This window comes from Roseobacter sp. (assembly GCF_045106495.1).
Classification (GTDB): Bacteria; Pseudomonadota; Alphaproteobacteria; order Rhodobacterales; family Rhodobacteraceae; genus Roseobacter.
In genome coordinates this window covers 90,105-115,228 of the sequence record NZ_JBGCEQ010000011.1, presented here as the reverse complement: position 1 = coordinate 115,228, position 25,124 = coordinate 90,105, and the positions used below count along the sequence as shown (strand labels likewise).

Annotated in this window: 24 protein-coding genes and 1 tRNA gene; 10 read left to right on the top strand and 15 right to left on the bottom strand. The window is 54.3% G+C overall.

The annotated features are described in order from the left end of the window. The first annotated feature begins 305 nt into the window (after positions 1–305). Together AB8B75_RS09050 and AB8B75_RS09045 are read left to right on the top strand one after the other, a co-directional pair. Positions 306–1,115 carry a division plane positioning ATPase MipZ gene (locus tag AB8B75_RS09050; protein ID WP_405361553.1) on the top strand — a complete coding sequence of 270 codons (810 nt, stop codon included), beginning with the start codon at positions 306–308 and terminating at the stop codon, positions 1,113–1,115. 147 nt (positions 1,116–1,262) lie between these two features. Beyond that, positions 1,263–2,096 carry a spondin domain-containing protein gene (locus AB8B75_RS09045; RefSeq protein ID WP_405361552.1) on the top strand — a complete coding sequence of 278 codons (834 nt, stop codon included), beginning with the start codon at positions 1,263–1,265 and terminating at the stop codon, positions 2,094–2,096. Positions 2,097–2,117: 21 nt separating this feature from the next. Here AB8B75_RS09045 and AB8B75_RS09040 read toward each other — a convergent pair whose 3' ends face one another. Then, entirely contained in the window at positions 2,118–2,585 is a 468-nt protein-coding gene (locus AB8B75_RS09040) for a MarR family winged helix-turn-helix transcriptional regulator (RefSeq protein ID WP_405361551.1), read from the bottom strand. A gap of 67 nt (positions 2,586–2,652) precedes the next feature. On the opposite strand from AB8B75_RS09040, the gene hmgA reads away from it, so the two are divergent. The 3 genes from hmgA to AB8B75_RS09025 all read left to right on the top strand — a co-directional run bounded on the left by hmgA (position 2,653) and on the right by AB8B75_RS09025 (position 5,620). Then, positions 2,653–4,014 (top strand): homogentisate 1,2-dioxygenase, encoded by a 1,362-nt coding sequence (gene hmgA, locus AB8B75_RS09035; protein WP_405361550.1) that lies wholly within the window; start codon positions 2,653–2,655, stop codon positions 4,012–4,014. A gap of 126 nt (positions 4,015–4,140) precedes the next feature. After that, positions 4,141–5,394 carry a fumarylacetoacetase gene (gene fahA, locus AB8B75_RS09030; RefSeq protein WP_405361548.1) on the top strand — a complete coding sequence of 418 codons (1,254 nt, stop codon included), beginning with the start codon at positions 4,141–4,143 and terminating at the stop codon, positions 5,392–5,394. Between the two features lie 10 nt (positions 5,395–5,404). Continuing rightward, positions 5,405–5,620: a hypothetical protein gene (locus tag AB8B75_RS09025; protein WP_405361547.1), complete on the top strand. Its 216-nt coding sequence runs from the start codon at positions 5,405–5,407 to the stop codon at positions 5,618–5,620. Here AB8B75_RS09025 and AB8B75_RS09020 read toward each other — a convergent pair. Continuing rightward, a complete protein-coding gene (locus AB8B75_RS09020) occupies positions 5,617–6,009 on the bottom strand; it encodes a RidA family protein (protein ID WP_405361545.1) in 393 nt (130 codons plus the stop codon). The two genes, AB8B75_RS09025 and AB8B75_RS09020, sit on opposite strands and share 4 nt — an antisense overlap. 677 nt (positions 6,010–6,686) lie before the next feature. On the opposite strand from AB8B75_RS09020, the gene AB8B75_RS09015 reads away from it, so the two are divergent. Next, positions 6,687–8,351 carry an ABC transporter substrate-binding protein gene (locus tag AB8B75_RS09015; RefSeq protein WP_405361543.1) on the top strand — a complete coding sequence of 555 codons (1,665 nt, stop codon included), beginning with the start codon at positions 6,687–6,689 and terminating at the stop codon, positions 8,349–8,351. 69 nt (positions 8,352–8,420) lie between these two features. After that, positions 8,421–8,909, top strand: coding sequence for a DUF2165 family protein (locus AB8B75_RS09010; RefSeq protein WP_405361542.1), 489 nt, complete (start codon positions 8,421–8,423; stop codon positions 8,907–8,909). 813 nt (positions 8,910–9,722) lie between these two features. On the opposite strand, the gene AB8B75_RS09005 is transcribed toward AB8B75_RS09010, so the two are convergent. The 3 genes from AB8B75_RS09005 to hemE form a co-directional block, all read right to left on the bottom strand. Then, on the bottom strand, positions 9,723–11,264 hold the full coding sequence (locus AB8B75_RS09005) for a benzoate-CoA ligase family protein (RefSeq protein ID WP_405361540.1): 1,542 nt from the start codon (positions 11,262–11,264) through the stop codon (positions 9,723–9,725). A gap of 554 nt (positions 11,265–11,818) precedes the next feature. Beyond that, positions 11,819–11,895 (bottom strand) — tRNA-Met (locus AB8B75_RS09000). 53 nt (positions 11,896–11,948) lie between these two features. Further along, positions 11,949–12,983: a uroporphyrinogen decarboxylase gene (gene hemE, locus AB8B75_RS08995; RefSeq protein ID WP_405361538.1), complete on the bottom strand. Its 1,035-nt coding sequence runs from the start codon at positions 12,981–12,983 to the stop codon at positions 11,949–11,951. 103 nt (positions 12,984–13,086) lie between these two features. Here hemE and hemC point away from each other — a divergent pair, with 103 nt between their 5' ends. After that, complete coding sequence (gene hemC, locus AB8B75_RS08990; protein ID WP_405361536.1) at positions 13,087–14,037, top strand: hydroxymethylbilane synthase; 951 nt, start codon at positions 13,087–13,089, stop codon at positions 14,035–14,037. Positions 14,038–14,080: 43 nt separating this feature from the next. Here the strand turns inward: hemC and hemF are convergent, their stop codons facing one another. The 4 genes from hemF to clpS form a co-directional block, all read right to left on the bottom strand. Further along, positions 14,081–14,974 (bottom strand): oxygen-dependent coproporphyrinogen oxidase, encoded by an 894-nt coding sequence (gene hemF / locus AB8B75_RS08985; RefSeq protein WP_405361534.1) that lies wholly within the window; start codon positions 14,972–14,974, stop codon positions 14,081–14,083. A gap of 74 nt (positions 14,975–15,048) precedes the next feature. Beyond that, positions 15,049–15,849, bottom strand: a complete 801-nt coding sequence (locus AB8B75_RS08980) for an SDR family NAD(P)-dependent oxidoreductase (protein ID WP_405361532.1) — start codon at positions 15,847–15,849, stop codon at positions 15,049–15,051. Positions 15,850–15,886: 37 nt separating this feature from the next. Next, the gene (locus tag AB8B75_RS08975; protein ID WP_405361530.1) at positions 15,887–16,879 is read right to left on the bottom strand and encodes a class I SAM-dependent methyltransferase; all 993 of its coding nucleotides are present in this window, start codon (positions 16,877–16,879) and stop codon (positions 15,887–15,889) included. Positions 16,880–16,883: 4 nt separating this feature from the next. Next, positions 16,884–17,225 carry an ATP-dependent Clp protease adapter ClpS gene (gene clpS / locus AB8B75_RS08970; RefSeq protein WP_405361528.1) on the bottom strand — a complete coding sequence of 114 codons (342 nt, stop codon included), beginning with the start codon at positions 17,223–17,225 and terminating at the stop codon, positions 16,884–16,886. 87 nt (positions 17,226–17,312) lie between these two features. On the opposite strand from clpS, the gene AB8B75_RS08965 reads away from it, so the two are divergent. Beyond that, the gene (locus tag AB8B75_RS08965) at positions 17,313–18,020 is read left to right on the top strand and encodes an HAD family hydrolase (RefSeq protein ID WP_405361526.1); all 708 of its coding nucleotides are present in this window, start codon (positions 17,313–17,315) and stop codon (positions 18,018–18,020) included. A 222-nt stretch (positions 18,021–18,242) separates the two neighbouring features. Further along, positions 18,243–19,727 carry a serine hydrolase gene (locus AB8B75_RS08960; protein ID WP_405361524.1) on the top strand — a complete coding sequence of 495 codons (1,485 nt, stop codon included), beginning with the start codon at positions 18,243–18,245 and terminating at the stop codon, positions 19,725–19,727. A gap of 14 nt (positions 19,728–19,741) precedes the next feature. Here the strand turns inward: AB8B75_RS08960 and ccoS are convergent, their stop codons facing one another. The 6 genes from ccoS to AB8B75_RS08930 form a co-directional block, all read right to left on the bottom strand. Next, entirely contained in the window at positions 19,742–19,900 is a 159-nt protein-coding gene (gene ccoS, locus AB8B75_RS08955; RefSeq protein WP_405361523.1) for a cbb3-type cytochrome oxidase assembly protein CcoS, read from the bottom strand. Continuing rightward, a complete protein-coding gene (locus tag AB8B75_RS08950; protein WP_405361521.1) occupies positions 19,897–22,086 on the bottom strand; it encodes a heavy metal translocating P-type ATPase in 2,190 nt (729 codons plus the stop codon). The genes ccoS and AB8B75_RS08950 overlap by 4 nt, the downstream gene beginning before the upstream one ends. Then, the gene (locus AB8B75_RS08945) at positions 22,083–22,556 is read right to left on the bottom strand and encodes a FixH family protein (protein ID WP_405361520.1); all 474 of its coding nucleotides are present in this window, start codon (positions 22,554–22,556) and stop codon (positions 22,083–22,085) included. The genes AB8B75_RS08950 and AB8B75_RS08945 overlap by 4 nt, the downstream gene beginning before the upstream one ends. Next, a complete protein-coding gene (gene ccoG / locus AB8B75_RS08940; RefSeq protein ID WP_405361518.1) occupies positions 22,553–23,986 on the bottom strand; it encodes a cytochrome c oxidase accessory protein CcoG in 1,434 nt (477 codons plus the stop codon). Before ccoG ends, AB8B75_RS08945 begins: the two co-directional genes overlap by 4 nt. Positions 23,987–24,067: 81 nt before the next feature. Further along, positions 24,068–24,931 carry a cytochrome-c oxidase, cbb3-type subunit III gene (ccoP, locus tag AB8B75_RS08935; RefSeq protein ID WP_405361517.1) on the bottom strand — a complete coding sequence of 288 codons (864 nt, stop codon included), beginning with the start codon at positions 24,929–24,931 and terminating at the stop codon, positions 24,068–24,070. Continuing rightward, positions 24,928–25,113 carry a cbb3-type cytochrome c oxidase subunit 3 gene (locus AB8B75_RS08930; protein WP_405361515.1) on the bottom strand — a complete coding sequence of 62 codons (186 nt, stop codon included), beginning with the start codon at positions 25,111–25,113 and terminating at the stop codon, positions 24,928–24,930. Before AB8B75_RS08930 ends, ccoP begins: the two co-directional genes overlap by 4 nt. Positions 25,114–25,124: the final 11 nt, after the last annotated feature.

The following is a 25,124-nucleotide window of genomic DNA, read 5'->3' as shown; positions in this document are numbered from 1 at the left end:
CACTATGCTGTGGCCATAACAGCCAGAAGGGGCGCCAACAGTCCAGTCACCTCTGCGAGAACACGGCACGCGCTGCAAATCTACCTGTGGGTTACTAAGCAGGCAGGTTTATTCGGCATTTATGCTGAAAGCCGTAGCTCTGACATCAGCCAGTGACATACCTTATCGGTCATCTTGCAACACTTTGTCCTAAAGGACATTTCCAGAGGTTCCCGACTGATGATATCTTCCCAAAACACCGAACCCCACATATAGTATCCCGCAATACAAGGTTGCACCAAGCAACTGGGCAAAGGATCGGGCAAATGGCGCATATTATCGTCGTCGGAAATGAAAAAGGCGGCGCAGGAAAGTCTACCGTTTCCATGCATGTCGCAACAGCGCTGGTCCGCATGGGGCACAAAGTCAGCGCACTGGATCTGGATTTACGCCAACGTACCTTCGGACGCTATACCGAGAACCGCAAAGCGTTTCTGAAAAATGCCGAATTGGATCTGGCCAGCCCGAACACTCACGAATTGCCCGACATCCCGGCAGACAGTTTGAAACCGAACGAAAACATCTATGATCATCGTTTGTCAGCAGCAGTTGCATCACTGGGACCAGACAATGATTTCATCTTGATCGATTGTCCCGGATCACACACTCGGCTGAGCCAGGTGGCTCATTCGTTGGCGGACACGCTGATCACGCCTCTCAATGACAGTTTTGTTGATTTCGACCTGTTGGCGCACACGGATTCCACTGGCGACGAAATTCTTGGGCCTTCGGTTTATTCCGAGATGGTTTGGAACGCACGTCAGCTGCGTGCGCAGGCCGGGCTGGCGCCGATTGACTGGGTTGTCGTTCGCAATCGCATGGGCGCACAGCGAATGGTCAACAAAGAAAAGATGGAACGCGCGGTCAGAAACCTCTCCAAACGCATTGGCTTTCGCATCGCACCCGGCTTTTCCGAACGCGTGGTTTTTCGCGAGTTGTTCCCGCGCGGGCTTACCTTGCTTGATCTCAAGGACATTGGCGTGAAACAGTTGAACATTTCCAACGTCGCCGCGCGTCAGGAACTGCGCGATCTGATGAAAGCATTGGATTTGCCCGGTGTGACCATCGACTTCTGACGCTTTACCTCACGGAAATTTCAGTTTTTTTCACAAGACGAGTAGATACCTGTCTCTCACGCAGCTGTGAGTACAGGTTGATCTCACAGACTCCTAGGCTGCCTCAGCCTATCCATTAGGGACTGGCTCACCTGACAGGAGTAAGAAATGAAATTTGTAACTAGAAACCTTTTAGCTTTGGCTGTGGCAGCCGCGGGGGCGACCTTTGCCGTCTCGGCGCATGCAGCCACCCTGAAAATTACAGTAACCAACAATCAGGCGGCTGGAGGATTATCCATCACGCCTCTATATACCGCTTTCCACGACGGCAGCTTTGATGCTTTTGATTTGGGCGGCATTGCATCGCCAGGCTTGGAACTAATTGCCGAAACAGGTGCGCCCTCTTCTATCGCGGCGGAACGCCGGGCCATTGACCCGGATTCCCAACCTATCGTTCTCGCATCCCCAGACGGCCCGCCTCCGATCCAACCAGGCGAAAGCGTATCCGGCACAATTGACGTGAATGCGTCTGAGGAACTCTTTTTCACCTTCCTTTCCATGGTCTTACCTTCGAATGACCATTTCATCGGTAACGACAATCCGCTGGCTTACCAGATCTTTGACGCCAACGGTACTTTCACTGGAAACACCAAAATCAGCGTGACTGGCGAGCAGATCTACGACGCAGGAACCGAAGCCAATGGGTTAGAGGGCGCCGCCTTTATTCAAGGCGTCGACATTGCAGACAGCCCCACAGGCGAAGGCAGAATTCAGCAAGGTTTGCCGCTTTCAAACGAGCTCTTTGGAACAGGTGTCTTGCTGGCAACGGGCGATACGTTGAACCCTGCTCTGATCGATTTCAATTCGGATCCGGGTGCCTTCAATCTGCTGACCATCGAGATCAGCAAGGTCGCACCGGTGCCACTTCCTGCAAGTGCGCCCATGTTGCTCGGCGCCTTGGGCTTTTTGGCTTGGCGCCAGCGTCGCAAAACGCGCAGCTAAAACGACAGATGAAAGGCCCAGTCATGGGCCTTTCAATTTGCCCACAACCGGCAACTGCGCCAGTTCCCGCAGAGCCTTGCGCAATACAATGAGCTCATCCGGCGCGAAGCGTTTGCTTAAAGCTTCATCATAGGTGCGAGCCACATCGCGCAAGTCTTCATAGGCAACGCGTCCCTGCGGCGTCAGGTTCAAGTGTTCCACTCGGCGGTCCACCGCATCGCGGGTTCGGGTTAGAAATCGCCGTGTCATCAATCCATGCACGGCGCGACTTATTTTTGTTTTGTGCATCTTCGACGCTTTTACGATCTCGACGGCTGTCATACTCCCATAGAGCCCCAGGTGAAAAAGCACGCGCCATTCGGTGCGCAGCATGCCGTAGCGGTCCTTGTAGACGCGCTGGAAATCCAAACTGCTCGTTTCGGCGGCTTGATTGAGCAGATAAGGTAGGAATCCCTGCAAATCGAAAGTGCTTTTGCCAGACACAGTCATGTGCTTCTCTTGTTAGTTACAAAAACAACTATTACAAGCACGCTGAGTTTTGGCAAGGGAACATGCGATGAACCAGCAAGTGATACCGACGGACATGACGCAGGCCCCGGACAGTGCCGGGACAACCTCGGGATATATGCCCGGATTTGGCAATGACTTTGAAACCGAAGCGCTGCCGGGCGCTTTGCCACAGGGTATGAACAGTCCACAAAAATGCAACTATGGGCTCTATGGCGAGCAGCTGTCAGGGACGGCCTTTACTGCACCGAGTCACCAAAACGAACGTACCTGGTGCTACCGCATTCGACCATCTGTAAAGCACTCTAGCCGATACGAGAAAATCGATCTGCCCTATTGGAAATCTGCGCCTTACGTGGACCAGAACGTGGTTTCGCTGGGTCAGTACCGATGGGATCCTGTTCCGCACAGCGGAGATAGCCTGACATGGTTGACCGGTATGCGCACTATGACGACGGCGGGCGATGTAAACACCCAAGTCGGCATGGCAGCACATATTTACCTGGTCACTGCCTCGATGAAGGACGCCTATTTCTATTCCGCAGACAGCGAATTGCTGGTGGTACCACAGGAAGGTCGGCTGCGCTTTAGTACCGAGCTTGGCTTAATTGACCTTGAGCCCAAGGAAATCGCGATCCTGCCGCGCGGTCTTTTGTACCGGGTGGAGGTGCTGGAAGGTCCCGCGCGCGGATTTGTCTGCGAGAACTACGGCCAGAAATTTGATCTGCCCGGGCGCGGTCCCATTGGCGCGAATTGCATGGCCAACCGGCGGGACTTCAAAACGCCGGTGGCAGCCTTTGAAGATCGCGAAACGCCGTCCACCGTTACGATAAAATGGGCAGGTCAGTTCCATGAAACCAAAATCGGGCACAGTCCCCTGGACGTGGTCGCCTGGCATGGCAACTATGCTGCCGTCAAATACGATCTGCGGACCTATTGTCCTGTGGGTGCAGTATTGTTTGACCACCCCGATCCATCGATCTTTACCGTCCTGACCGCCCCCTCGGGAGTTGAAGGCACAGCCAACATTGACTTTGTGCTGTTCCGGGAGCGCTGGATGGTAGCCGAAGATACGTTTCGCCCCCCTTGGTACCACAAGAACATCATGTCTGAACTGATGGGTAACATCTACGGCCAGTATGACGCCAAACCCAAAGGGTTTGTCCCCGGCGGGATGAGCTTGCACAATATGATGCTCCCACACGGACCAGACAAAAACGCCTTTGATGGCGCATCGAACGCGAAGCTCAAGGCCGAGAAACTGGACAATACAATGTCGTTCATGTTCGAGACCCGTTTTCCGCAACACTTGACGCAATTTGCCGCCAATGAAGCCCCTTTGCAGGACGATTACATCGATTGTTGGGACAGTATTGAGAAAAAGTTCGACGGAACGCCTGAGAAGAAATAGGTAAGACCCATGAGCACCGCACTTATCGATCTTTTGTTTTGGATCGGCCTCATGGCCGCCCTTTTCGGCTTGTTCCGTTGGCTGCAGGCGCGCAAGAAGCGAGACCGATCCTCAAAGGATGACTAGATGCCGCTTATGAAGAGCTGGGTCGCCAGCGCGAATGATCCCGAGACCCATTTCCCGCTAAACAACCTTCCCTACGGCGTATTTTCCAACAACGGGCACGATGCCCGATGCGGTGTCGCCATAGGCAATCAAGTCCTGGACATGGCCGCATTGGAAACCGCTGAACTTATCAGGCTCAGCAACGCTCCCGTGTTTGATTTGCCGTATTGGAATGATTTGATGGAGTTGGGTCCTGAAACATGGCAGGCACTGCGCGAAAGGCTCCATGAATTTTTGCGCGAAGACGCACCGGAACGAGCACAAGTCGCACCGCACCTGGTACCAATGGCGGACGTCACATTGCACATGCCATTGGTCGTTTCCGAATACACCGATTTTTACGCTGGACGTCATCATGCGACCAATGTCGGCACCATGTTTCGTGGGGCGGAAAATGCGTTGCCACCCAATTGGTTACATCTACCGATTGGGTACAACGGGCGTGCCAGCACAGTGGTCGTCAGCGGCACGGAAATTCGCCGGCCCCTCGGACAGATCAAGGCGCCAGAGGCCGAGAACCCAAGTTTTGGCGCTTGCGAGCGACTGGATATTGAGCTTGAAATGGGCGCAATAGTTGGCGTTTCGACGCAGATGGGCCAGCCTGTAACGGTTGCGCAGGCGGATCAAATGATCTTTGGTTATGTCTTGCTCAATGATTGGTCGGCGCGTGACATTCAGGCTTGGGAATACCAGCCGCTTGGACCCTTCCAGGCCAAAGCCTTTGCCACCTCGATCAGCCCTTGGATCGTAACCAAGGCGGCGCTTGAACCGTTCCGGACCACAACACCCGAGCGAGAAAGGGAACTGTTGCCCTACCTGAAAGAACCGGGGCCAATGCTATTTGATATTGACCTTGCTGTTTTGATTGAACCTCAAGGGGCGGCGCCGGAGGTTATTGCACGTACAAATTACAACCAGATGTATTATTCGGCAGCTCAGCAACTGACCCATCACGCATCATCCGGTTGTGCCATGAATACTGGCGACTTGTTGGGCTCCGGTACAATTTCCGGCCCGGAAAAAGATCAACGTGGTTCTCTTTTGGAACTCAGCTGGGGTGGCAAGGAGCCAATCACCTTGCAAGACGGTCAAACCCGTAGTTTCATCGAGGATGGTGACACGATGATCCTGACCGGACATGCGCAGGGTAACGGCTACAAGGTGGGTTTCGGCACTTGCAGTGGCAAAGTAGTTCCGGCCCCTTCGTTTCCATAGGGCGTTGGCAATGAGCAAATACGGACCTGGAAAAGGGGAACTTCAGTTCCGACTTGTTTTCTCAGCGCTGGGGCTGGTGCTTTTGGTCGCTGCTCTTTTTTATCGCGGGATACCTCAAGGCGCGGCCATGTTCGAAATCGTCGTGATCGCGAGCGTCTTTTTTGGCGGAACCTTTGTCTGGACCCTCAAAAAGCTTCTCCAAAGAGGATATACCGATGATCGCTAGGGGGCCATCGCCGCCCAAACCTCAACTTCGACCACAAACTCAGGGCGCGTGAACCCCGAAACGATCATCAGTGTAGAGGAAGGCAGTACATTTACCTTCGCCAGAAAAACATCTCGGGCGGCCATATATCCCTGCATGTGCATGCGGTCAGTCACGAAAGCGCTCACGTGAAAAACTTCGGCCGGTCCCATACCCGCCTCTCCCAAAATGTCCAGAATATTGGCAAAACAAATTTGCGCTTGCACCTCGGCCCCCGAAGGAACTGTGCCATCCTGCGCCATCCCCAATTGACCGGACGTGCGAACGATACGCGCGCCGGGTGGCAACTCGACGCCGTGCGAATAGCGCGCAAATGGCGGCGCAATACTCTTGGGTGAAAGGGTCTTCATTTCAAACTCCGATGTGAGTGCCGTTTTGATATTGCTCAATGAAACTCTGGTAGCAAACCGGAAATCGAACCGATCGAGCAAAAACACCAGTGGGCTGAACAAATGTGGAAAAGTCCCTCGCAAATCTGACTAAGCGTTGGCGAATTGGATCGTAAACGCTATCCGCGAGAGAATCGGTTTTTGGGAATAGGCGGTCATTTTCTTAGGACAGATGATTCCCGAGACATTGTGAGTTGGCTCATCAACCGGTTTCGCATTTTGACAATTGCCAATTCAACGAAAGTTTGCGGAACCTCGCCGACCACTTTCGAGCCAGATTAGTCAAACCTACGGCAATCAAACCGCCCGAAAATCAAGGTGTATAGACGACATAGAGAGTCCGAATTGCGTCTCATTCTGTCATTTTCTATCTCTGATCTGGCATTGTTTGGTCGACCCGAACTACTACGACACGTTTACGTGCCTGCTTTAATGAAGGTCGAAATGATATGATAACGTGTCCCCTTGGGTCTCATACAAGTCACACCATGCCATAGGGTTGACGCCTAACGCTCGACGATTGAAACTCCATGGGTCTCCTAAAGAGCGACGAGAAAGCAGAAAAACTGCGCCCCTAAGCCGAAACCAATAGTCGGCACCACGCGCCATCTGGACGCGTAGCAACAGAGAGGAAGAAAATGACATTTTTGACACGTACCGGCAAACCACTGCCGAAGGCAATTGTGGCGTCTGCCGCGAAACTGGGCACGGATGCCGTCAGTCGCCGCGAGTTTCTCGCCACAGCAAGCGCGTTTGGCGCAACGGCAGCCACGGCCTACGCTATGATCGGCCTCGCGCAGCCCGCACAAGCAGATGGCCACCAGGAAGGTGGCACGGTCCGCATGCAACAAGAAGTGCGCGCGCTGAAAGATCCGCGCACCTACGACTGGTCTCAAATCGCGAATTTCACCAGAGGTTGGCTGGAGTATCTGGTCATCTATGAAAACGACGGCACGTTCACGCCAGCCTTGTTGGAAAGCTGGGAAATCAATGATGACGCGACCGAATATACCCTGAATGTGCGTAAGGGTGTCACATGGAACAACGGTGATGAGTTTACCGCCGAAGATGTTGCGCGTAACATTACCGGCTGGTGTGACAAGGGGTTGGAAGGCAACTCAATGGCGGGTCGTTTCAGTGTTTTGATCGACGAGGCGACAGGTCAGGCCCTGGAGGGCGCAATTACAATTGTCGACAGCCATACGGTCAAAATGATGTTACCCCGTCCGGACATTTCTCTGATCGCAGGCATGGCCGACTATCCAGCCGCCATAACGCCAGCTGGCTTCGTTGCCGACACAATGCTGGACAATCCAATTGGTACAGGACCGTATTTGCCGGAAATGCTCGAGGTGGGTGTAAAGAGTGCTCTCGTCAAAAATACTGAACACACGTGGTGGGGCACAGAGATCTTTGGTGGACCCTACATCGACCGTCTCGAATACATCGACTATGGCACCGACCCATCCGCTTTCGTGGCTGCGGCAGAAGCCGAGGAAATCGATGCGCTTTATACTATCGAGGGCGATTTCATCGACATCTTCTCCACTTTAGATGGTTGGGTGGAGAATTCGATAGCAACAGCCGCTACGATTGTGATCCGTCCGAACCAATTGGCCGAAATAGATGGCGTAAGGCCTTACGAGGACAAACGTGTCCGTCAGGCGCTTGCCATGGCCGTCGACAATGCCGTACTTTTGGAATTGGGCTATGGCGGTCGTGGCATTGAAGCGGAAAACCACCACGTCGGTCCGATGCATCCTGACTATGCTGAATTGCCACCACGCAAAGTTGACCCAGCAGCCGCCAAGGCGCTGATGGATGAAGCAGGCATGGGCGACTATGAGCATGAGCTTTTTTCGATTGACGATGCCTGGCGCAAGGACACGACGGACGCGGTAGCGGCGCAACTGCGCGACGCAGGTATAAACGTTAAACGTACCATTCTACCGGGCTCCACGTTTTGGAACGATTGGACCAAATACCCGTTCTCGTCGACAAACTGGAACCACCGCCCCTTGGGCGTCCAGATTTTGGCGTTGGCCTATCGGTCCGGCGAAGCCTGGAACGAATTCGGATGGGCAAATGCTGAGTTCGACAAGATGCTGGATGTCGCCCTCGCGACTGCCGATGTAGACGAGCGCCGCGCATTGATGAAAGACATGCAGGCGTTGATTCAGGAGGAGGGTGTCACAATCCAACCCTATTGGCGATCGCTGTATAACTTCACCAAAGAGGGGCTGATCGGTGCCGGGCATCACATCGCCTTCGAATACCACCCGGCCCGCATGGCTTGGACCTAATCCGTCTGATATGCCTTGGGGTCGCGCAAAGCGCGGCCCTTTTTTTGTCCTCAACAAACGAAATCTAACATGGAAACAGCAGTTTTGGTGGCTCAGACGATCGCAACAAGCGCTATCGCTGCTTGGTTGACATTGGGACTACGCGATAACCTGCTGTTCCCTTCTGTCAATGAAACCTACACCGCCGAAGTGCTGGCCATGACGCGGCTACGCACTGAGTACCCTGAAGAGTTCAAAAAAGTTGCCCATCGCGCCATATCCAACCGAAGGACACAACGCTTGCTGTTCCAGGTCGTGGTATTTGCTGAAGCAGTCGCATGTATTTTTTTATGGATTGGTACCATTGCTCTGTTATTGAGCGTTACAGGCATTTCCAATGCTGAAACGGGTCGTGTTCTTGCTTTGGCCGGAGCGACCAGTTTTACCGCCGTATGGTCCGGGTTTCTGATTGTCGGGAACCACTTTTGCTATTGGTTCTGCCACGAGGACGCGCAAAATACACACTACCAAATGACCCTTTGGGGGCTGGCGACCATGGTTCTCATCTGCCAGCGGTAGTGTGTGCCGCATCGAATTGCACTGTGTCGCGGGACGTAAAAGTCGGTGATCTTGAGCGTCGGACAAAAGGCATTACGGTATGCTTTCCGCCTGTAGTCAGGGTTAATCCCAGAATCCCGAAAAAGCGCAATGTTTCTCGGTCGGTATACGCATACCGGTGACATCAAGTTGATCAATACCTGCTTTTGTTTGGCCGCATATCTCCTCCAAAATCGCACTTCCTGCCTTTGCAACTTCCCTTCAACGCAACTGCACTGACATCATGTTTTGCGATCGAAAAGCTGCGTCAGAAAAACACCTTTTTCTTCAAGACATTGGAAATCCTGGGTAAGATAAAACGACTGAGCGCGCGCTGCGACGGCGAATACTGTGTTCCATTCTTTCTTCCGGACACTTTGCACTTCTTCAAAACAGTGGATGGAAGTTGTGACCTGGACATGTACCGTTTCTTGCCGGAGAGGACAGTTCGTCAAGAATTGACAGCAGATTTTCGCAACACAAATTCGGGCAGTAAGGCGAGATCGCATAGGTCGCGACATAATCCGTTACAATCAGTACATCCGAGGCAGTTTTGCTTAAGTACTGCCGGCGTCTCGGATCCTTCTGTCTTCATTTCTCCGGTCTCCTTTGAAAATCAGGGCCACTGGTTGTGACGCACACCAGTTACATGGTCGAGCTTTGAGCCCGCATTGATTTAGATCAAACTTCGGATCCATTTCTGGTTCCCGGTTGAACGCATAGGCGCGCGATCACAGCGCATGAAAGCGTGTTGCCCAGATCAGAACTCACCCACGTTACAGAAACCTTAGGGCATCACGCGGACCCATCGCGCAGCTTAAATCGCTGAATCTTACCAGTGGCCGTTTTAGGTAATTCATCAACGATCACGATCCAACGCGGGTATTTCCATTTACCGACCCGGTTCTTGACGTGTTCGATCAGTTCCGCTTGGAGATTCTCTGTCTCGGTTCCCTGCAAAACAATGAACGCTTTGGGCTTTTCCAACTCTTCGGGATCGCGTGCTGCGACGACTGCAGCTTCCAAGACGGTCGGGTGGCTGGCAAGAGCCTGCTCTATTTCAAAAGGTGACACCCAGATGCCCGACACCTTAAACATGTCGTCAGTGCGTCCGCAGTAGATATACCGCCCGTCAGCGCGACGTTCGTATTTGTCGCCCGTCCATGTCCAAACCCCTTCGAAGGTCGTGCGGGTTTTGTCACGCTGGTTCCAATAACCGGACGCCGCAGAGGCCCCATCGACCAACATCTCGCCAATTTCGTGATCGGCCACATCAGCGCCCGCTTCATCCACGAGTCGAACACGATAGCCGGGAACTGGCGTTCCAGAGGTCCCGTATTCGAAATCATCTGCTCGATTGCTAAGAAAAATATGCAACATCTCTGTCGAGCCGACTCCATCCAAGATCGCCACGTCAGTATGCTTCTGCCACCGCAGCCCCACATCCTCAGGCAAAGCCTCGCCTGCAGAAATACACCTTCGCAAGGGTGCCGCTGGTTTACCCGTTTTATCCATTTCGGCTACCATAGCCGCATAGAGCGTGGGCACAGCACAAAATACGGTTGGTTTTTCAGCACTAAGAGTTGCGATCATATCCTGTGGTGTGGGTCTTCCGGCAAAAATTATCGTCGTCGCTCCCACGGCCAAAGGAAATGTAATTGCATTCCCCAATCCATAGGCAAAGAAAAACTTTGCCGCCGAGAAAACCACGTCTTTGTGCGTTAGCCCCAACACATGTGCCCCATAGGTATCCGCAGTGGCCTTAAGGCTGGAGTGTATGTGTTGAACCCCTTTGGGTTGCCCGGTAGAGCCCGATGAATACAGCCAAAATGCCGTTTCATCTGCAGAGACGGCGCAGGGTGCCAGAAGATCTGCACCTTGTACAAAACTGTCGAAGCTGTGGCTGTCGCCGATATCACTTTGCCCGATGACCACGACCTCGCGGACATAGGGATTGTCGGCCAGAATCGGCGTGACCATCTCCAAAAGCGGCGCAGAAACAAAAAGAACCACTGCACGGCAGTCGCGTAAAATCGCATCATATACAGGCGTCGCCAGCAGCGTATTGATCGCAATGGGCACAACACCGCATTTCATTGCGCCAAAAAAAACCTGAGGAAATTCAATCGTGTCGAGCATGAGCAGTGCCGCACGTTCTTCTGGGCGGACACCTGCCCGCATTAAAGCACCCGCAACAACGCCGGAACCGTCTGCCATCTGTTGGAAACTCAGGCTGCGTCCTGTGACAGCCTCGCGATAGGCAATCTTGCTCCCGCGTCCTTCTTTGACGTGCCGATCGACAAAAAAACTGGCCGCATTTTCGGTCGTACTGATCACTGAATCCTCCCCAAGATCACAGGGAGACTTTGGACTGATCATGCAAATGGGGCAAGCCACGGCACAGATTTGCGGTCCACTAAATCAGTCGCAGCAGTTGTCGTGTGTCACTTCCTCGAAGCGAAATCGCGAACCAATCTATCAAAAAGCAGCGCGAACGCCAGTTTTTGGCGGGTGAACAGAATCAATTTGCAGATTCAAGTTCGCAGGCCACGTTCGAAGCATTTCGTATGCAACGCCCGATGCTGCCAGATACAACAACATACGCCTGGGTCCTTTTTTACAAACGAGCATCAGGGTTCTACGCACCGCAAGTTGAGAAGGTAGTATTGGCCTGCAACAACTCATAAACCAGACGCAAAGCGCCAACCGTCGGATCGTATGATCCATCCTTGTTTTGTCGTACGGCGTGATGCTGAAGCGACAGATCACGCTCAACACGCCGACCGCTGCAATCACTTGCATTGGCATTGGCAACCAACCCGAATTGCCGCCCCCAGGGACTGACGCAGCTCTATAAGACTTTGTGTATTATGCTTGTCGGCAATTGAATGTGGTGGCGTTACCTGGACTTGAACCAGGGACCTAACGATTATGAGTCGTTCGCTCTAACCAACTGAGCTATAACGCCATCGGAGCGTGGACTATGCCAGCCCCGCTGTGCCGTCAAGGCAGAAAGCGCGTTTATTGCTGCCGCACCGCGTCAATCATGCGCTGCACATTGTCGGGATCAGCGTCAGGCGTAATACCATGACCCAGATTGAAAATGTGGGGTCCTTTTGAAAAGGCCTTCACGATGGCGCGCGTTTCATCAACCAGCTCCTGACCCCCGGTTACCATGTGACGGCTGGCCAAATTGCCCTGAACGCATCCGTCTACCTGCACATGTTCCGCCGCCCATGCGGCACTGACTGAATTGTCCAGCGCCACGCAATCGACACCCGTTGCTTTTGCAAATCCGATGTAATTGTCACCTGCTTCTCGCGGAAACCCGATAATCGGAATGTGTGGATACCGCGCTTTCAATGCAGCGGTGATCTCACGCGCAGGCGCCAGCGCGTATTTCTGGAAAGCTTCACCTTTGAGTGACCCCGCCCAGCTATCGAAGATTTTGACAACCTCGGCGCCCGCTTCGATTTGCGCGGCCAGGTAATCAATTGTGCCTGCGGTGATCCGTGCCAAGAGAGCCTCAAAGAGCGCGTTATTTTCCTGACGCAGCGCGTGTGCCGGACCCTGGTCCGGAGTGCCCTGGCCAGCAATCATATATGTTGCCACGGTCCAGGGTGCGCCTGCAAAACCAATCAATGTGGTCTCAGCAGGCAATTCGCGGCGCAAGATACGAACTGTTTCATAAATCGGGTTCAGCGTTTCATGAATGTCTTCCACCGGTCCAAGCTTGTCGAAGTCTGCCTGGCTCTGGATCGTTGAAAGGCGCGGCCCCTCACCGGTTACAAACCAAAGTTCCGCCCCAAGCGCTTGAGGCAGAAGTAAAATGTCTGCAAACAAGATCGCCGCATCGAATCCATACCGACGTATCGGTTGCAACGTAACTTCCGCTGCAAGATCGGGATTGTAGCATAAGGAAAGGAAATCCCCCGCTTGCGCCCGTGTCGCCTTGTATTCCGGCAGATATCGACCTGCCTGACGCATCATCCAGATCGGCGGGGTGGCAAGGGTCTCGCCTGCAAGCGCGCGCAGAATCGTTTTTGTCGGGGCCATGGGTGTCCTCATTTTCTTCTGATCTGTTGGTCGGGCGCAGCGCAGCGGTTGTCAAGAGACTGACGGGTTGTCAGGATAAATTGACGCGCTTAAACAGAGACCCATGACAGTGAAACTTCCCTCTCCCGCATCCCCGCTGAAAATCGGCACACGTGGCTCGCCTCTGGCCCTTGCGCAGGCCTATGAGACACGTGGTAGGCTCTCTCAAGCATCTGATCTTTCAGAGGATTGTTTTGATGTCGTTATCATAAAAGTGACCGGAGATGCCATTCAGGATCGTCCTCTAAAAGACATCGGTGGCAAAGGTCTTTTCACCCGCGAAATCGAAGAAGACTTGCTGTCAGGAAAAATTGACATTGCGGTTCACTCGATGAAGGACATGCCGACCGTGCAACCAGAAGGTTTGGTTCTAGATACCTATTTGCCCCGTGAGGATGTACGGGATGCATTTGTGTCGCCAAATCTATCCAGCATCGAAGATCTGGCGGCCGGCGCCGTGGTCGGCACATCGAGCCTGCGTCGCAAAGCCCAGTTGCTGAACCGTCGCCCGGATCTGCAAGTCGTCGAGTTTCGCGGCAATGTGCAAACCCGCCTGAAAAAGCTCAGCGATGGGGTCGCGGAATGCACTTTTCTCGCCTCCGCAGGATTGAATCGCCTGCACATGTCGGATGTACCCGCGACACCGATTGAACCCTCTGAAATGCTCCCTGCGGTCGCCCAGGGTGCTATTGGCATTGAGCGCCGCCAAGCGGATGAAAACACCGCTGAATTGCTTGCGGCCATTCACCACATCGAAACGGGCCAGCGTCTGGCCGCAGAGCGCAGTTTCCTGCTCACCTTAGATGGGTCCTGTGAAACACCCATCGCCGGGCTCGCTGAGCTTCAGGACGACAGGTTGCGCTTGCGTGGCGAAGTGTTGCGTCCGGACGGCTCACGAGCAATTTGCGGCACCCGCATGGGCCCGATATCGGACGGACCAGCCATGGGCAAAGAGCTTGCCGAAGAATTGCTTTCTCGAGCGGGCTCTGGGTTCTTCGACTGGCACGGTGCTTGAGACGATCATTAGGCGCCCCAAAAGCGACCCACTACCGGTTGACCTAAATCCACTTTGCCAACGGCGGTAGGCTCATCAAAACCGCATTCGCATCATGGCCTGTTTCCAAACCAAACTTTGTACCACGATCATACACCAGATTGTATTCGGCATAGAGACCGCGATGCACAAGCTGGGCCTCCTTGTCCGCGTCTGACCACTCCTGTTCGCGTCTTTTGCGCACCAGAGGAACATAGGCAGGCAGAAACGCCTTGCCAATATCCTGCGTCAGCTTGAAATCTTTTCCCCAGTCGCCTGTGCAGTGGTCATCCATGAAAATGCCACCGACACCGCGCGCTCGATTACGATGCGGGATGAAAAAATACTCATCGGCCCACTCTTTCAAACGCGGGTAAAAATCTGCGCCGTGGGGATCGAGGTGCGTTTTCTGAGTGGCATGAAAATGCGCCGTATCGTCATCATATTCGATGCAAGGATTCAGATCGGACCCACCTCCAAACCACCAGGCATGTGGGGTCCAGAACATACGGGTGTTCATATGCACGGCAGGGGCATGCGGGTTCTGCATATGCGCAACCAGACTGATACCCGATGCCCAAAAACGTGGATCTTTCTTCATGCCAGGGATGCCTTTGCGTGCGGCCATTGCCAATTGTGCCCGCTCGCCCAACGTCCCGTAGACCGTTGAGATATTGACTCCAACTTTTTCGAATACACGACCGTCGCGCATGACGCTCATCAAACCACCGCCGGCATCCGAGCCGTCCTCGCTGCTGCGCTGAGTCTCAGACACGTCAAACACACCGGGCGCTGCATCCGCAAGCGGGCCGTATGAGTGGTCCTTCTCTAGATCTTCGAAGCTCGCGACGATCTGATCGCGCAGGGTACGAAACCAGGTTGAAGCGCGGTTTTTTTCAAGTTCGAAACTGCCGGTCATAGATCATCCGATGTGTCACTTTGTGCTGACACCCTGTCTAAACCCGAATCTTGTGACGCGGAAAGAGCGAAATCCTAATGCACAGGCGCTGAAACCGCATCCAACAAGCTGCGACCACCATCGACGGTAACGATTTCACCTGTCATGAATGCAGAGCTGTCAGCTGCGAGAAACTGCACAGAATCTGCGATTTCAGTCGGCCCGGCGATGCGACCCAATGGCGTTTGTGACCGGATGTCATCACGCAATTCGCTGTTTTCCATAATGGACGCACGCAAAGAGGCACTCATCACTGATCCGAATGCGACGGCATTCACACGAATGCGTTCCGGTGCAAGCGCCAAAGCCAGAGAGCGTGTCATCTGATCCAGCGCCGCAGCCGCGATCGAGTAGCCCATAAGCTCGGGCCGGGTGTTTCTTGAGGCAATGGAACTCAAGTTGATGATGGACCCGAGTTGCCCTTCTGGCTGATCCGCGCCCTGTTTGATCATGCGCTTGGCAACCTGTTGTGACAAATGCAAGGATGTCATTAGATTTTGCTCCAACAGCAATGCCACCGACGTGTCTTCGACATTCAATGCATCGGTTGGGATTACCTGACGAGACGCGTTAACCAGTATATCCACGCGTTCAAAAGCATCAATCGTTGCGGAAACCAGATTTGCAATCGTCAGACGCTGCCGCAGGTCGCCCGCAAAATACCGAACGTTGCTGTCCTCCTCCTGATTCCCCCACTCCTCAACCAGTTTTTTCTCATCCATATCTGCGCACATGACGTTGGCCCCTCGGTCAGCAAACTGACGCGCGATGGCAAGGCCAATGCCGTTTGCAGCACCTGTTATGATCGCAGTCTTGCCATTTATTGAAAAAGACATCGATTTCCCCTTTTGCCCAAACCTACACTAGACCGATTCAGGCACGTTTGCGAAGCGGTCGACTGGCATGAAAGAGCTTGAAGCGTGGATCCGCGCCGATCTCGACCACTTTGGTGAAAAGCGTTTGCAGCGTTGCTTCATAGGGCAGATGGCGGTTGGCAACCATCCAAAGCTGCCCTTGGGCATGCAAAATCCGAGCAGCCGCGCGCATGAATTCCTGTCCAAGGCTCGGGTCCGCCGCGCGAGACGTATGAAATGGAGGGTTCATCACAACCGTATCCACTTTTTGCGCCGGCTTCCATTCTGTTGCATCCGCCCAATGAAACCGCGCACGTGGATCGGTGACATTGTGGCGCGCACAGTCCAAAGCCATATGACCGGCTTCGACCAGATGCATTTCATCGATACCCGGGCGCGTCAGCACATGCGCTGACAAAAAACCCCATCCCGCGCCCAAATCAACAACAGTTTCGCCGATTTTTTTGGGGAGAGCATCAACCAGCAAGGCTGAAGCGGGGTCAATTGCGTCGGCAGAAAACACACCCGGCGCAGTCCAGAACCCGCCCGTAGAAAGTGACGGTCCGGCCTCCCAATCGGCGAATTTCTCCGTAGCAGCGCCATCAACCCAGAACAATTTGCCATGAGATTTCGAGACCGGCCCCGCGACCAAGCAGCGTTTGCGCATGTCGCGCAAGATGCTGTCGATACCTTCGTTCTTTTGGCCATCGATCACAATTGGTCCGTCTACGCATTGCATCATCTCGGCAATGAGTGCACGTGCCTCGGTTTTGGAACGTGGCAAACAGACAATGGCGGCTGCGTAACGACATTCCGGCGCAGCAGCGGTCTCATAGCCACGGATCTTCCAGGCATCATGGTCCGGCTTGAAACCTTGCAATATATGCGCACGATCTTTCGGAACACCGCTCAGCGCTGCGGTTGCGGCCGGTTGGCAAACTGCGATGCGCCCCGCGTCCGGCCACGCCAAACCGCCCCCGTTGAGGGCTAGCGACAATCGGGCATCGATCATGCGCCTATTCTTCTTTTTCCATGGTGCATTGAAGCGGGTGCTGATGGCGCCGCGCAAAATCCATCACCTGCGCCACTTTTGTCTCAGCAATCTCATGGCTGAACACACCGACGACTGCCACGCCTTTTTTATGTACGGTCAGCATGATCTCGAAAGCCTGCGCGTGGTTGAGACCGAAAAAACGCTCCAGCACATGCACGACGAATTCCATGGGCGTGAAGTCGTCATTGAGCAACAAGACCTTGTAAAGCGGCGGGCGCTTGGTTTTGGGCTTTGTCGCGGTCAGGACTGAGGTATCACCCTCATCGTCGGAACGGTCTGCCATCATGAATGCGTCGCGGTGCATTTCTGCTCCTGATCTGCTTTTTGTCGTGGTGAGTCGTTGAGCGCTCTATATAACCTGTCTGAGCATTTAGAAAAGGGGGAGGGTCGAATGGCGCAAAAGCTCAAAGCAATCGGTTTTGATGCGGATGACACCCTTTGGCACAACGAACGCATCTTCAAGATGACGCAAGCGCATTTCGCAACGCTATTGGCCGACTATACAGACCACGCGAACCTGATGGACCGATTGTTGCAAGCCGAACGCCGCAATCTTGGACACTATGGGTTTGGTGTAAAGGGGTTCACCCTATCAATGATCGAGACCGCCATTGACGTCACAAACGGAAATGTTGCCGCCAGTGTCATTGCCGAAATTCTCGATGCCGGGCGCGATATGTTGTGTCATCCGGTCGATCTGCTGCCGCACGCAAAGGCTGCCGTGGAAAACGCGCGCGAGACGCATAGGATCATCTTGATCACCAAAGGCGATTTGCTTGATCAGGAACGCAAACTGGCGCAATCAGGTCTCGGTGACATGTTTCATGCAGTTGAAATCGTATCTGACAAGACACAAGAGGCATATGCGGAAATTTTTGCGCGCCATGGTGATGGTGCCGAGCATGGCCTGATGATTGGCAACTCTATGCGGTCAGACGTCCTGCCAATGATTGATGCCGGGGGTTGGGGTGTGTTCGTCCCGCACGGACATGAATGGGAATTGGAAAAGGCAGCCCCGCCCAAGTCAAACCCCAAGTATCACGTTTTGCCAAATCTGGGTGGCTTAACGCGGCTGATTCACCAGATCGAAGGTTGCTGACTCGCTGACTTGGCTGAGAACATCTCGCACATTTTTGCCACAATAGCTCTTTTGGGTGACCTGCCCCAATACACCGCTAAATGTAGGTTTCGCTTTACCGAAAGTTAACGCAAATACCCTAAAACAAAGGCTATATCGAACACGGTTTTTGTGTTAGCCTCTCCACATAAAGTAGCCAGTCGAGCAAATCGGCGGCATGAGGCAGAAATAAGGCAGGTTATCATGAAGGTTCGGCGCCCTATGCCGGCCCGTTACGGGCTATTTTTACTTGCAGCGCTTTGGCTTTTGGTGGTTCTGCCGCTCAGCGCCGCCGCCGCCCCTTACGCGGCATACGTCATGGACGCCCGATCTGGTAAAGTTTTGCATTCGCGCAATGCGGACACCCGCCTGCACCCTGCATCGCTCACGAAAATGATGACGCTCTATATTGCATTTCAAGCTATTGAACGCGGTGAGATTACGCTGGACACGAAGGTGAAGATCTCGCGTCATGCCGCCTCAGAGCCGCCCTCCAAACTGGGCTTGAAGTCAGGTCAGCGTATTGCCTTTCGCTATCTGATCCGTGCGGCCGCCGTTAAATCCGCCAACGATGCCGCTACAGCCATCGGCGAAGCTTTGGAAGGGTCAGAGGCCGCTTTTGCCCGCCGAATGACGCGAACTGCAAAAGCACTGGGAATGTCCCGAACGACGTTCAAAAATGCCCATGGTTTGACAGAATCAGGTCATTTGTCGACCGCACGCGATATGTCGATTTTGGGCCGACATGTGCTTTATGATTATCCTGAATACTACAACTTGTTCTCGCGCCGTTCCACTGATGCTGGCGTGCGCAGCGTGTCGAACACCAATCGCCGGTTGCTGGGCGCGTATCGCGGTGCAGACGGCATCAAGACAGGCTACACCCGTGCCGCCGGATTTAACCTTGTGGCGTCTGCAGAGCGTGGCAATGAACGGATTATTGCAACCGTCTTTGGCGGCACATCCACCAGCGCGCGGAATAAGCGAGTAGCTGAGCTTCTCGACATGGGCTTTAAGCGTGCGCCATCTCGTGTTGCGCTAAAGAAACCTCGCAAACCGGCGTATACTCCGGGACACGGTTCAACAACGGCTTCCGCCGCGAGCAAACCTATCCGTGTAAGCATGCGCCCTCGCCTGAGACCAATTGCTGACGCCTCAGCGGTGGTGGCATCGCTTGTGCAGGACACTGATCCAAGTAAAGAACCAACCGGTGCGGCTCAGGCTAGCACAAGTGGGGTTCTATCTACTGACATTACAAGCGCGCTGATTGAAGCGCAGCAAACCCCCGCAGAGCCGACACCTTTAGCCAATCAACCGAAAACGACATCTGTTTCCGGCACACCTGTTGCCACTATTCGCCCGATTATGCGCCCAACTGATCGAGTCGAACCAGAAGAGACCGTGTACGCCCAAGAAGCTGAGGTGGTGACCCGTTTGTCGACATCAGGTGGTCATCAATGGGGCGTAAACGTCGGTCGCTATCCAAGCCGCTACAAAGCGGAACGCGCCCTTGTCACCACGGCGTTGGCCGAGATGACAACACTGGAAGGCACTCTACGAAAAGTTGTCAAAAAACCAAGTGGGTTTGATGCCAATTTTCTGGGAATGTCCCGCGACAGTGCCGATCTTGCATGCCGCCGACTGGCCGCGCGCAACATGAGCTGCATGATGGTGGGTCCGTCGTCGTAATGACCACTGGCCTTTCAAGGTTTAGGCTGATCGTCCCATGTTTCACTTAGAATTCGGCGGCTGTCACCGTCGGGATCATCATATTGTCGAGACTTGAGTGTATAGAGGAACCCCGCGAGGCCCAATCCACCCAAGATCAGGGAAATAGGGATAAGGTAAGCAAGAACGTTCATCCACGCCCTCTAACACGCAATGCGTTCAGAGAAACTGTAATAGATGAAGTCGACATTGCAAGGGCAGCCATCAATGGGGTGGCCATGCCCGCAATGGCCATAGGCACAGCGACAACGTTGTAAAGCGTGGCAATGCGGAAGTTTTCCTTGATACGTTTGGTCGCCTGACGCGCCACAAGTACGGCTTCGGCAACCGGCGCCAGGTCCTGTCCCAATAACACCATATCCGACGCGGCGCGGGCGGCATCCAGAGCCTGGGCAGGGCTGATTGATACATGTGCCGTCGCCAAAGCTGCGGTATCATTCAAGCCATCTCCCACCATCAGAACACGACACCCCTTTTCTGTTAAATCCGCCACAAACGCCGCTTTTTCATCTGGCAACATATCCGCATGCCACTCAGTGACCCCTATTCGGGAGGAAAACCGCGCAACTGAATGGTGCCTGTCGCCGGACAAAAGCAAAACACGCGTGCCCAGGCGTTCCAAGGCCGCGATGGTTTCTGCGGCTCCGGGCCGTTCTTGATCCTCGAATTTCAAGGTCGTCAACACGCCATCACCCGCATCCAATGCAGCGCAAATCCCATCATCGCCAGCACTCGTTCCGATCCATTCGGGCCGCCCAAGCCGTACCACGTTTTTGTTGATGTGACCCTGTGTCCCGAAACCGGGCCTCTCTAAGAGTTCCCGCAAAACCGCAGGCCTGCATGATTTGGATTTGGCCGTTTTCGCTATGGCGCGGGACAGCGGGTGCGACGAACCTTCCGCCAAGGCAAAGGCCACGGATTGTTGCACGTCGGTGAGCTCTTCCCAGTTTGACAAAACTGGCTGGCCTGTAGTCAATGTGCCCGTCTTGTCGAAGACAACTGTATCAACTTCCGCCAGGCGTTCGAGCGCAGTTGCGTTCTTTATCAGCAATCCTCTTGAAAAGAGCCGCCCCGAAGCGGCCGTGGTTACAGCTGGCACTGCCAGCCCCAAGGCGCAGGGGCAGGTGATGATGAGAACCGCAGCGGCAATATTGAGCGAAACACGCATGTCGCCGGACCAAATCAACCATCCCAAAAACGCCAGTGCAGAAAGTATATGAACGCCGGGGGCATAGAGTTTCGCAGCGCGGTCCGCCAGTGAAGTGTATCGCGACCGGCCACTCTCCGCGACTGAAACAAGCGCCGCTATGCGGTGTAAGGACGTGTCCCGACCTACAGCGGTTGCGCGCAACGTCAAAGGGCCAGTCAGGTTTACTTCACCTGCGCTGATGACATCGCCGATTCCGCGCGTCTCTGGGAGCGTCTCGCCTGTTAGCACAGCGCGATCTACTTCCGAACGTCCTTCTGTCACGATGCCATCGACGGGAACCCTACCTCCAGGACGCACCAAAACCAGGTCATCAACACGCAAGTTCGCTACGGATATCTCTACGGCAGCACCTTCTTCAATGCGCCATGCGCGCGGTACTTCCAGTGCTGTGAGCTCTTCAGCAGCGGATCGCGCTGCTGATCGCGCGCGCGCATCCAGCCACCGACCCGCCAATAGAAAAAACGTCAAGGTTAGCGCTGCGTCGAAATAGGCATGATGCCCCGACAGCCAAGTTTCCCAAAGAGATGTCGCCAAGGCCAGCAAGATAGCCAGTGTGATAGGTACATCCATGTTCAAGCGGCCTGCCTTCAACGCGGACCAAGCGTTGCTGAAAAAAGGCTTGGCGGAAAAAGCAATCGCTGGGATCGCAATCGCTGCTGAAATCCAGTGGAACATGTCGCGCGTCGCGTCAGCGGCACCCGACCAAACCGCAACAGACAGCAACATTACATTCATCGACGCAAACCCGGCGACGGCCAGACGCATCAGCAGATCATGACCAGCCTTACGGGTCGCCGTATCGTTCAACGCGTCGGGATCGAGTTCATATACCTCAAATCCGGCGGCTTCTACCAGCGATACCAATTCCGCTGCTGTAACGTTTGGCGAGGCGTCAACATAGGCCCGCTTAAGTGTTAAATTCACCCGCGCATGTTTGATCCCTGAATGTGCGTTCAGGGCTCTTTCAACTTTCGCAATACACGCCTGACAATGGATCGTCGGAAGTGACAGCATTAATCGAGCATCCGACACGGGGTTTGCCGCAGCCTCAGTTGGCGCTGCAAGGCAACCGGGGCATGCAACCGGCGCGTTTGTAGTCAAACTGGTCACTTGGCACCTCTGGGCACGTGCAGAATGACACGTTGCTGAAAGGATGTTCCATTCTCGGCCTCCGCCACCATGCGCAAGTTCCAATTGCCTTCTGCCAATTGGGCTGGTGCCACATAGCGCTGGCCGTCAAACACAAAAGCGGGCGTCAGATCGTCACGCACATGCGTCGCACGGCCCAGCGTGGCCTCAAGCGCGGCAACTTTCACAGATTGGCCATCCGCATCTGTGATCGACAAGTACACTTCGCCGTCTTGCACCTCTGCGTGAACCGACCAGCCCAATGCGGTCTGTGCTGTGCGGTTTGCGTCAAAATTCTGACTGGCCACATAAGAGTTGCGCACTTCCAGTCCCGGGAAAGTGCTAACCGCGCTATAGGCCAGCAACAAATTGACGCCGATGATCACGCTGAATGCAGAAACAAAGATTATCGCCACATGGCGACCTGTCAAAACCCGCGTTGTTGTGGTCATTCCGCTTCTCCTTTGCCGCTGAAGCTGCTGTCTTTATACGCGCGGTCCCCATTGGTGAGGTCTTCGACCCAAAACCGCAATTCGGTGCGTTCCGCCATTGCGGGATCTGATCCCGAAGGCGCGATCAGATATACCCGTTGCAAAAAGGATGTATCCGCAGGGACGGTCACAGATGCATAAGGCGTGCCTTCGAGCTGAATGCGCAGGGTAGGATCGCCCTTCACAAACATGCGGAACAGCCGTTCTTCGCCATTCTTGTTGCGCAAGCGGATGTCATATGTGTTGCGGATAGACCCATCCGACAATGTCACAAATGTGGGGTTACGCACTGCGGCAACGGTCATTTCAATCTCGGCGCGAATGAAAAGAGCCACAATCAGGGCGATCCCGACCGATCCCCAAAGGGCGGTGTATAGAATTGTACGGGGTCGGAAGACATGCACCCAAGCAGAGCGCGCCGGTTTGCCTTCGCGCTCACTTGGTTCGTCCGAAAGGGCGATATAGTCGATCAATCCTCTCGGTTTCCCGATCCTATCCATCACGTCATCACAGGCATCAATGCACAGAGCACAAGTGATACATTCCATCTGTTGCCCGTCGCGAATATCAATCCCCATGGGGCAAACGTTCACGCAGGCCATACAGTCTATGCAGTCGCCCATCGGCTCAGTTTTGGCTTCTTCGCTGTGTTTGCGCGGCTCGCCCCGCCATTCGCGATAGGCCACGGTAACGGTGTCTTCGTCCATCATGGCCGCCTGAATGCGCGGCCAAGGGCAGGCATAGATGCAAATCTGCTCTCGCATGAAACCGCCAAACACAAAGGTTGTTGCCGTCAGAATTGCAACCGTGATGTAGGCCACCGCTGCAGCCTGTCCGGTAAAAATATCCACAAACAGGGTCGGCGCATCCGCGAAGTAGAATACCCACGCCCCACCGGTGGCAATCGCAATCAACAACCAGCTCAGCCATTTCGTGATACGCAACCGCAGTTTACGCGCATCCATCTTGGTCTGGCGGTGAAGGCGCAGCCGCGCGTTGCGATCCCCTTCGATCCAACGTTCGACCAAAATGAAAAGATCCGTCCAGACCGTTTGGGGACAGGCATAGCCACACCAGACACGCCCCAGCGCGGAGGTAAACAAAAACAGCCCCAACCCCGCCATAATCAGCAACCCGGCAACGAAATAGAACTCGTGGCTCCAGATTTCGATCCAAAAGAAATAGAACCGCCGATTGGCCAAATCCAGCAGAACCGCCTGATCCGGTAAGCTGGGTCCACGGTCCCATCTGATCCAAGGCACCAGATAATAGATACCCAGCGTGACGGCGAGGATCACCCATTTCAAGTTTCGAAACGGCCCAGAGACACGTCGTGGAAAAATCGGCTCACGCGCAGCGTAGAGGCTGGGAGGCGGTGCTTGATCGGTCACGGCGGTCCTTGCGATTTGATTACGATGCCGTCGCTGGCTTTCTTGCAACGACACCCTACTGAAAAAATGGTGCAGGCGGGTTTATTCCCCCCCGCCAAGTTGGTGCACATAAATGGACACCGCACGTATCTGAGCCTCAGACAGACGCTGTGACCAAGGTGGCATAACGCCATAGCGGCTATAGGTCACGGTCTCGGTCAGGGCTTCCGCATCTCCACCATACAGCCAAATGGCGTCTGTGAGATTAGGTGCCCCCTGCTCGCGATCACCCATCCCGTTTTCGCCGTGACAGGCAGAGCAGTTATCTGCAAAAACCTCGGCTCCAGGATCGGCCAACGTCACATCGGCATCCGCGCCCGAAAGCTGCTGAACGTAGCTCACGACCTGTGCAATTTCCTCGCTTTCCAGGATCTCGCCGAAAGCAGGCATTTCCGAATACCGCGCATCATCGTCCTCTTCGTTGCGAATACCATGCGCAATTGTGGTGTGAATGGATTCGATGTCCCCTCCCCAAAGCCAGTCGTCATCCAAAAGGTTGGGATACCCCACAAAGCCAGCGGCACCAGAGCCGTGGCACTGGACGCACCAAGTGCGGAACACGGCAGCACCTGCAGAAACGGCGTAGCCGTTCAGCTCCGGGTTGGCGGAGATCTCGGTCAGTTCAACCGACGCCAATTGTGTGTTAATGCCTGCGTTAGCCTCGTCGACGGCTGCAATTTCAGCAGCGACTTCGGCCCGTGTAGAATAACCCAACAGACCCGCAGTGGCAGAAGAAACGAGCGGCCACGCCGGATAGGCGATTGTATAGATAACACCCCAGATGATTGTGGCGTAGAAGGTCCAGAGCCACCAGCGCGGCATCGGGTTGTCGAACTCCTCAATGCCGTCCCAGACATGGCCGGTGGTGTTGGGGTCACCCTCTTGTTTAGGGGGTATTTTACTCATTTTGATGCCTCCTGATTTGGGGCGGGTCTGTCATCGTTTCTAAAGGGGATGTTGGCGGTGTCCTGATGCAACTTGCGACTGCCGGGACGAAAAACCCAAAAGGCCATTCCGACAAAAATGCAGAACAAAAGAAGTAACATCCAGCTGTCCGCGAATTCGCGCAGGAGTGAATAGGTTTCCATTTCTTGCTCCT

Bases quoted from the DNA above. Each gene is read 5' to 3' on its own strand.
- AB8B75_RS09050 (WP_405361553.1), top strand. From the start codon at position 306: ATGGCGCATATTATCGTCGTCGGAAATGAAAAAGGCGGCGCAGGAAAG.
- AB8B75_RS09045 (WP_405361552.1), top strand. From the start codon at position 1,263: ATGAAATTTGTAACTAGAAACCTTTTAGCTTTGGCTGTGGCAGCCGCG.
- AB8B75_RS09040 (WP_405361551.1), bottom strand. From the start codon at position 2,585: ATGACTGTGTCTGGCAAAAGCACTTTCGATTTGCAGGGATTCCTACCT.
- hmgA (WP_405361550.1), top strand. From the start codon at position 2,653: ATGAACCAGCAAGTGATACCGACGGACATGACGCAGGCCCCGGACAGT.
- fahA (WP_405361548.1), top strand. From the start codon at position 4,141: ATGCCGCTTATGAAGAGCTGGGTCGCCAGCGCGAATGATCCCGAGACC.
- AB8B75_RS09025 (WP_405361547.1), top strand. From the start codon at position 5,405: ATGAGCAAATACGGACCTGGAAAAGGGGAACTTCAGTTCCGACTTGTT.
- AB8B75_RS09020 (WP_405361545.1), bottom strand. From the start codon at position 6,009: ATGAAGACCCTTTCACCCAAGAGTATTGCGCCGCCATTTGCGCGCTAT.
- AB8B75_RS09015 (WP_405361543.1), top strand. From the start codon at position 6,687: ATGACATTTTTGACACGTACCGGCAAACCACTGCCGAAGGCAATTGTG.
- AB8B75_RS09010 (WP_405361542.1), top strand. From the start codon at position 8,421: ATGGAAACAGCAGTTTTGGTGGCTCAGACGATCGCAACAAGCGCTATC.
- hemE (WP_405361538.1), bottom strand. From the start codon at position 12,983: ATGGCCCCGACAAAAACGATTCTGCGCGCGCTTGCAGGCGAGACCCTT.
- hemC (WP_405361536.1), top strand. From the start codon at position 13,087: ATGACAGTGAAACTTCCCTCTCCCGCATCCCCGCTGAAAATCGGCACA.
- hemF (WP_405361534.1), bottom strand. From the start codon at position 14,974: ATGACCGGCAGTTTCGAACTTGAAAAAAACCGCGCTTCAACCTGGTTT.
- AB8B75_RS08980 (WP_405361532.1), bottom strand. From the start codon at position 15,849: ATGTCTTTTTCAATAAATGGCAAGACTGCGATCATAACAGGTGCTGCA.
- AB8B75_RS08975 (WP_405361530.1), bottom strand. From the start codon at position 16,879: ATGATCGATGCCCGATTGTCGCTAGCCCTCAACGGGGGCGGTTTGGCG.
- clpS (WP_405361528.1), bottom strand. From the start codon at position 17,225: ATGCACCGCGACGCATTCATGATGGCAGACCGTTCCGACGATGAGGGT.
- AB8B75_RS08965 (WP_405361526.1), top strand. From the start codon at position 17,313: ATGGCGCAAAAGCTCAAAGCAATCGGTTTTGATGCGGATGACACCCTT.
- AB8B75_RS08960 (WP_405361524.1), top strand. From the start codon at position 18,243: ATGAAGGTTCGGCGCCCTATGCCGGCCCGTTACGGGCTATTTTTACTT.
- ccoS (WP_405361523.1), bottom strand. From the start codon at position 19,900: ATGAACGTTCTTGCTTACCTTATCCCTATTTCCCTGATCTTGGGTGGA.
- AB8B75_RS08945 (WP_405361520.1), bottom strand. From the start codon at position 22,556: ATGACCACAACAACGCGGGTTTTGACAGGTCGCCATGTGGCGATAATC.
- ccoP (WP_405361517.1), bottom strand. From the start codon at position 24,931: ATGAGTAAAATACCCCCTAAACAAGAGGGTGACCCCAACACCACCGGC.
- AB8B75_RS08930 (WP_405361515.1), bottom strand. From the start codon at position 25,113: ATGGAAACCTATTCACTCCTGCGCGAATTCGCGGACAGCTGGATGTTA.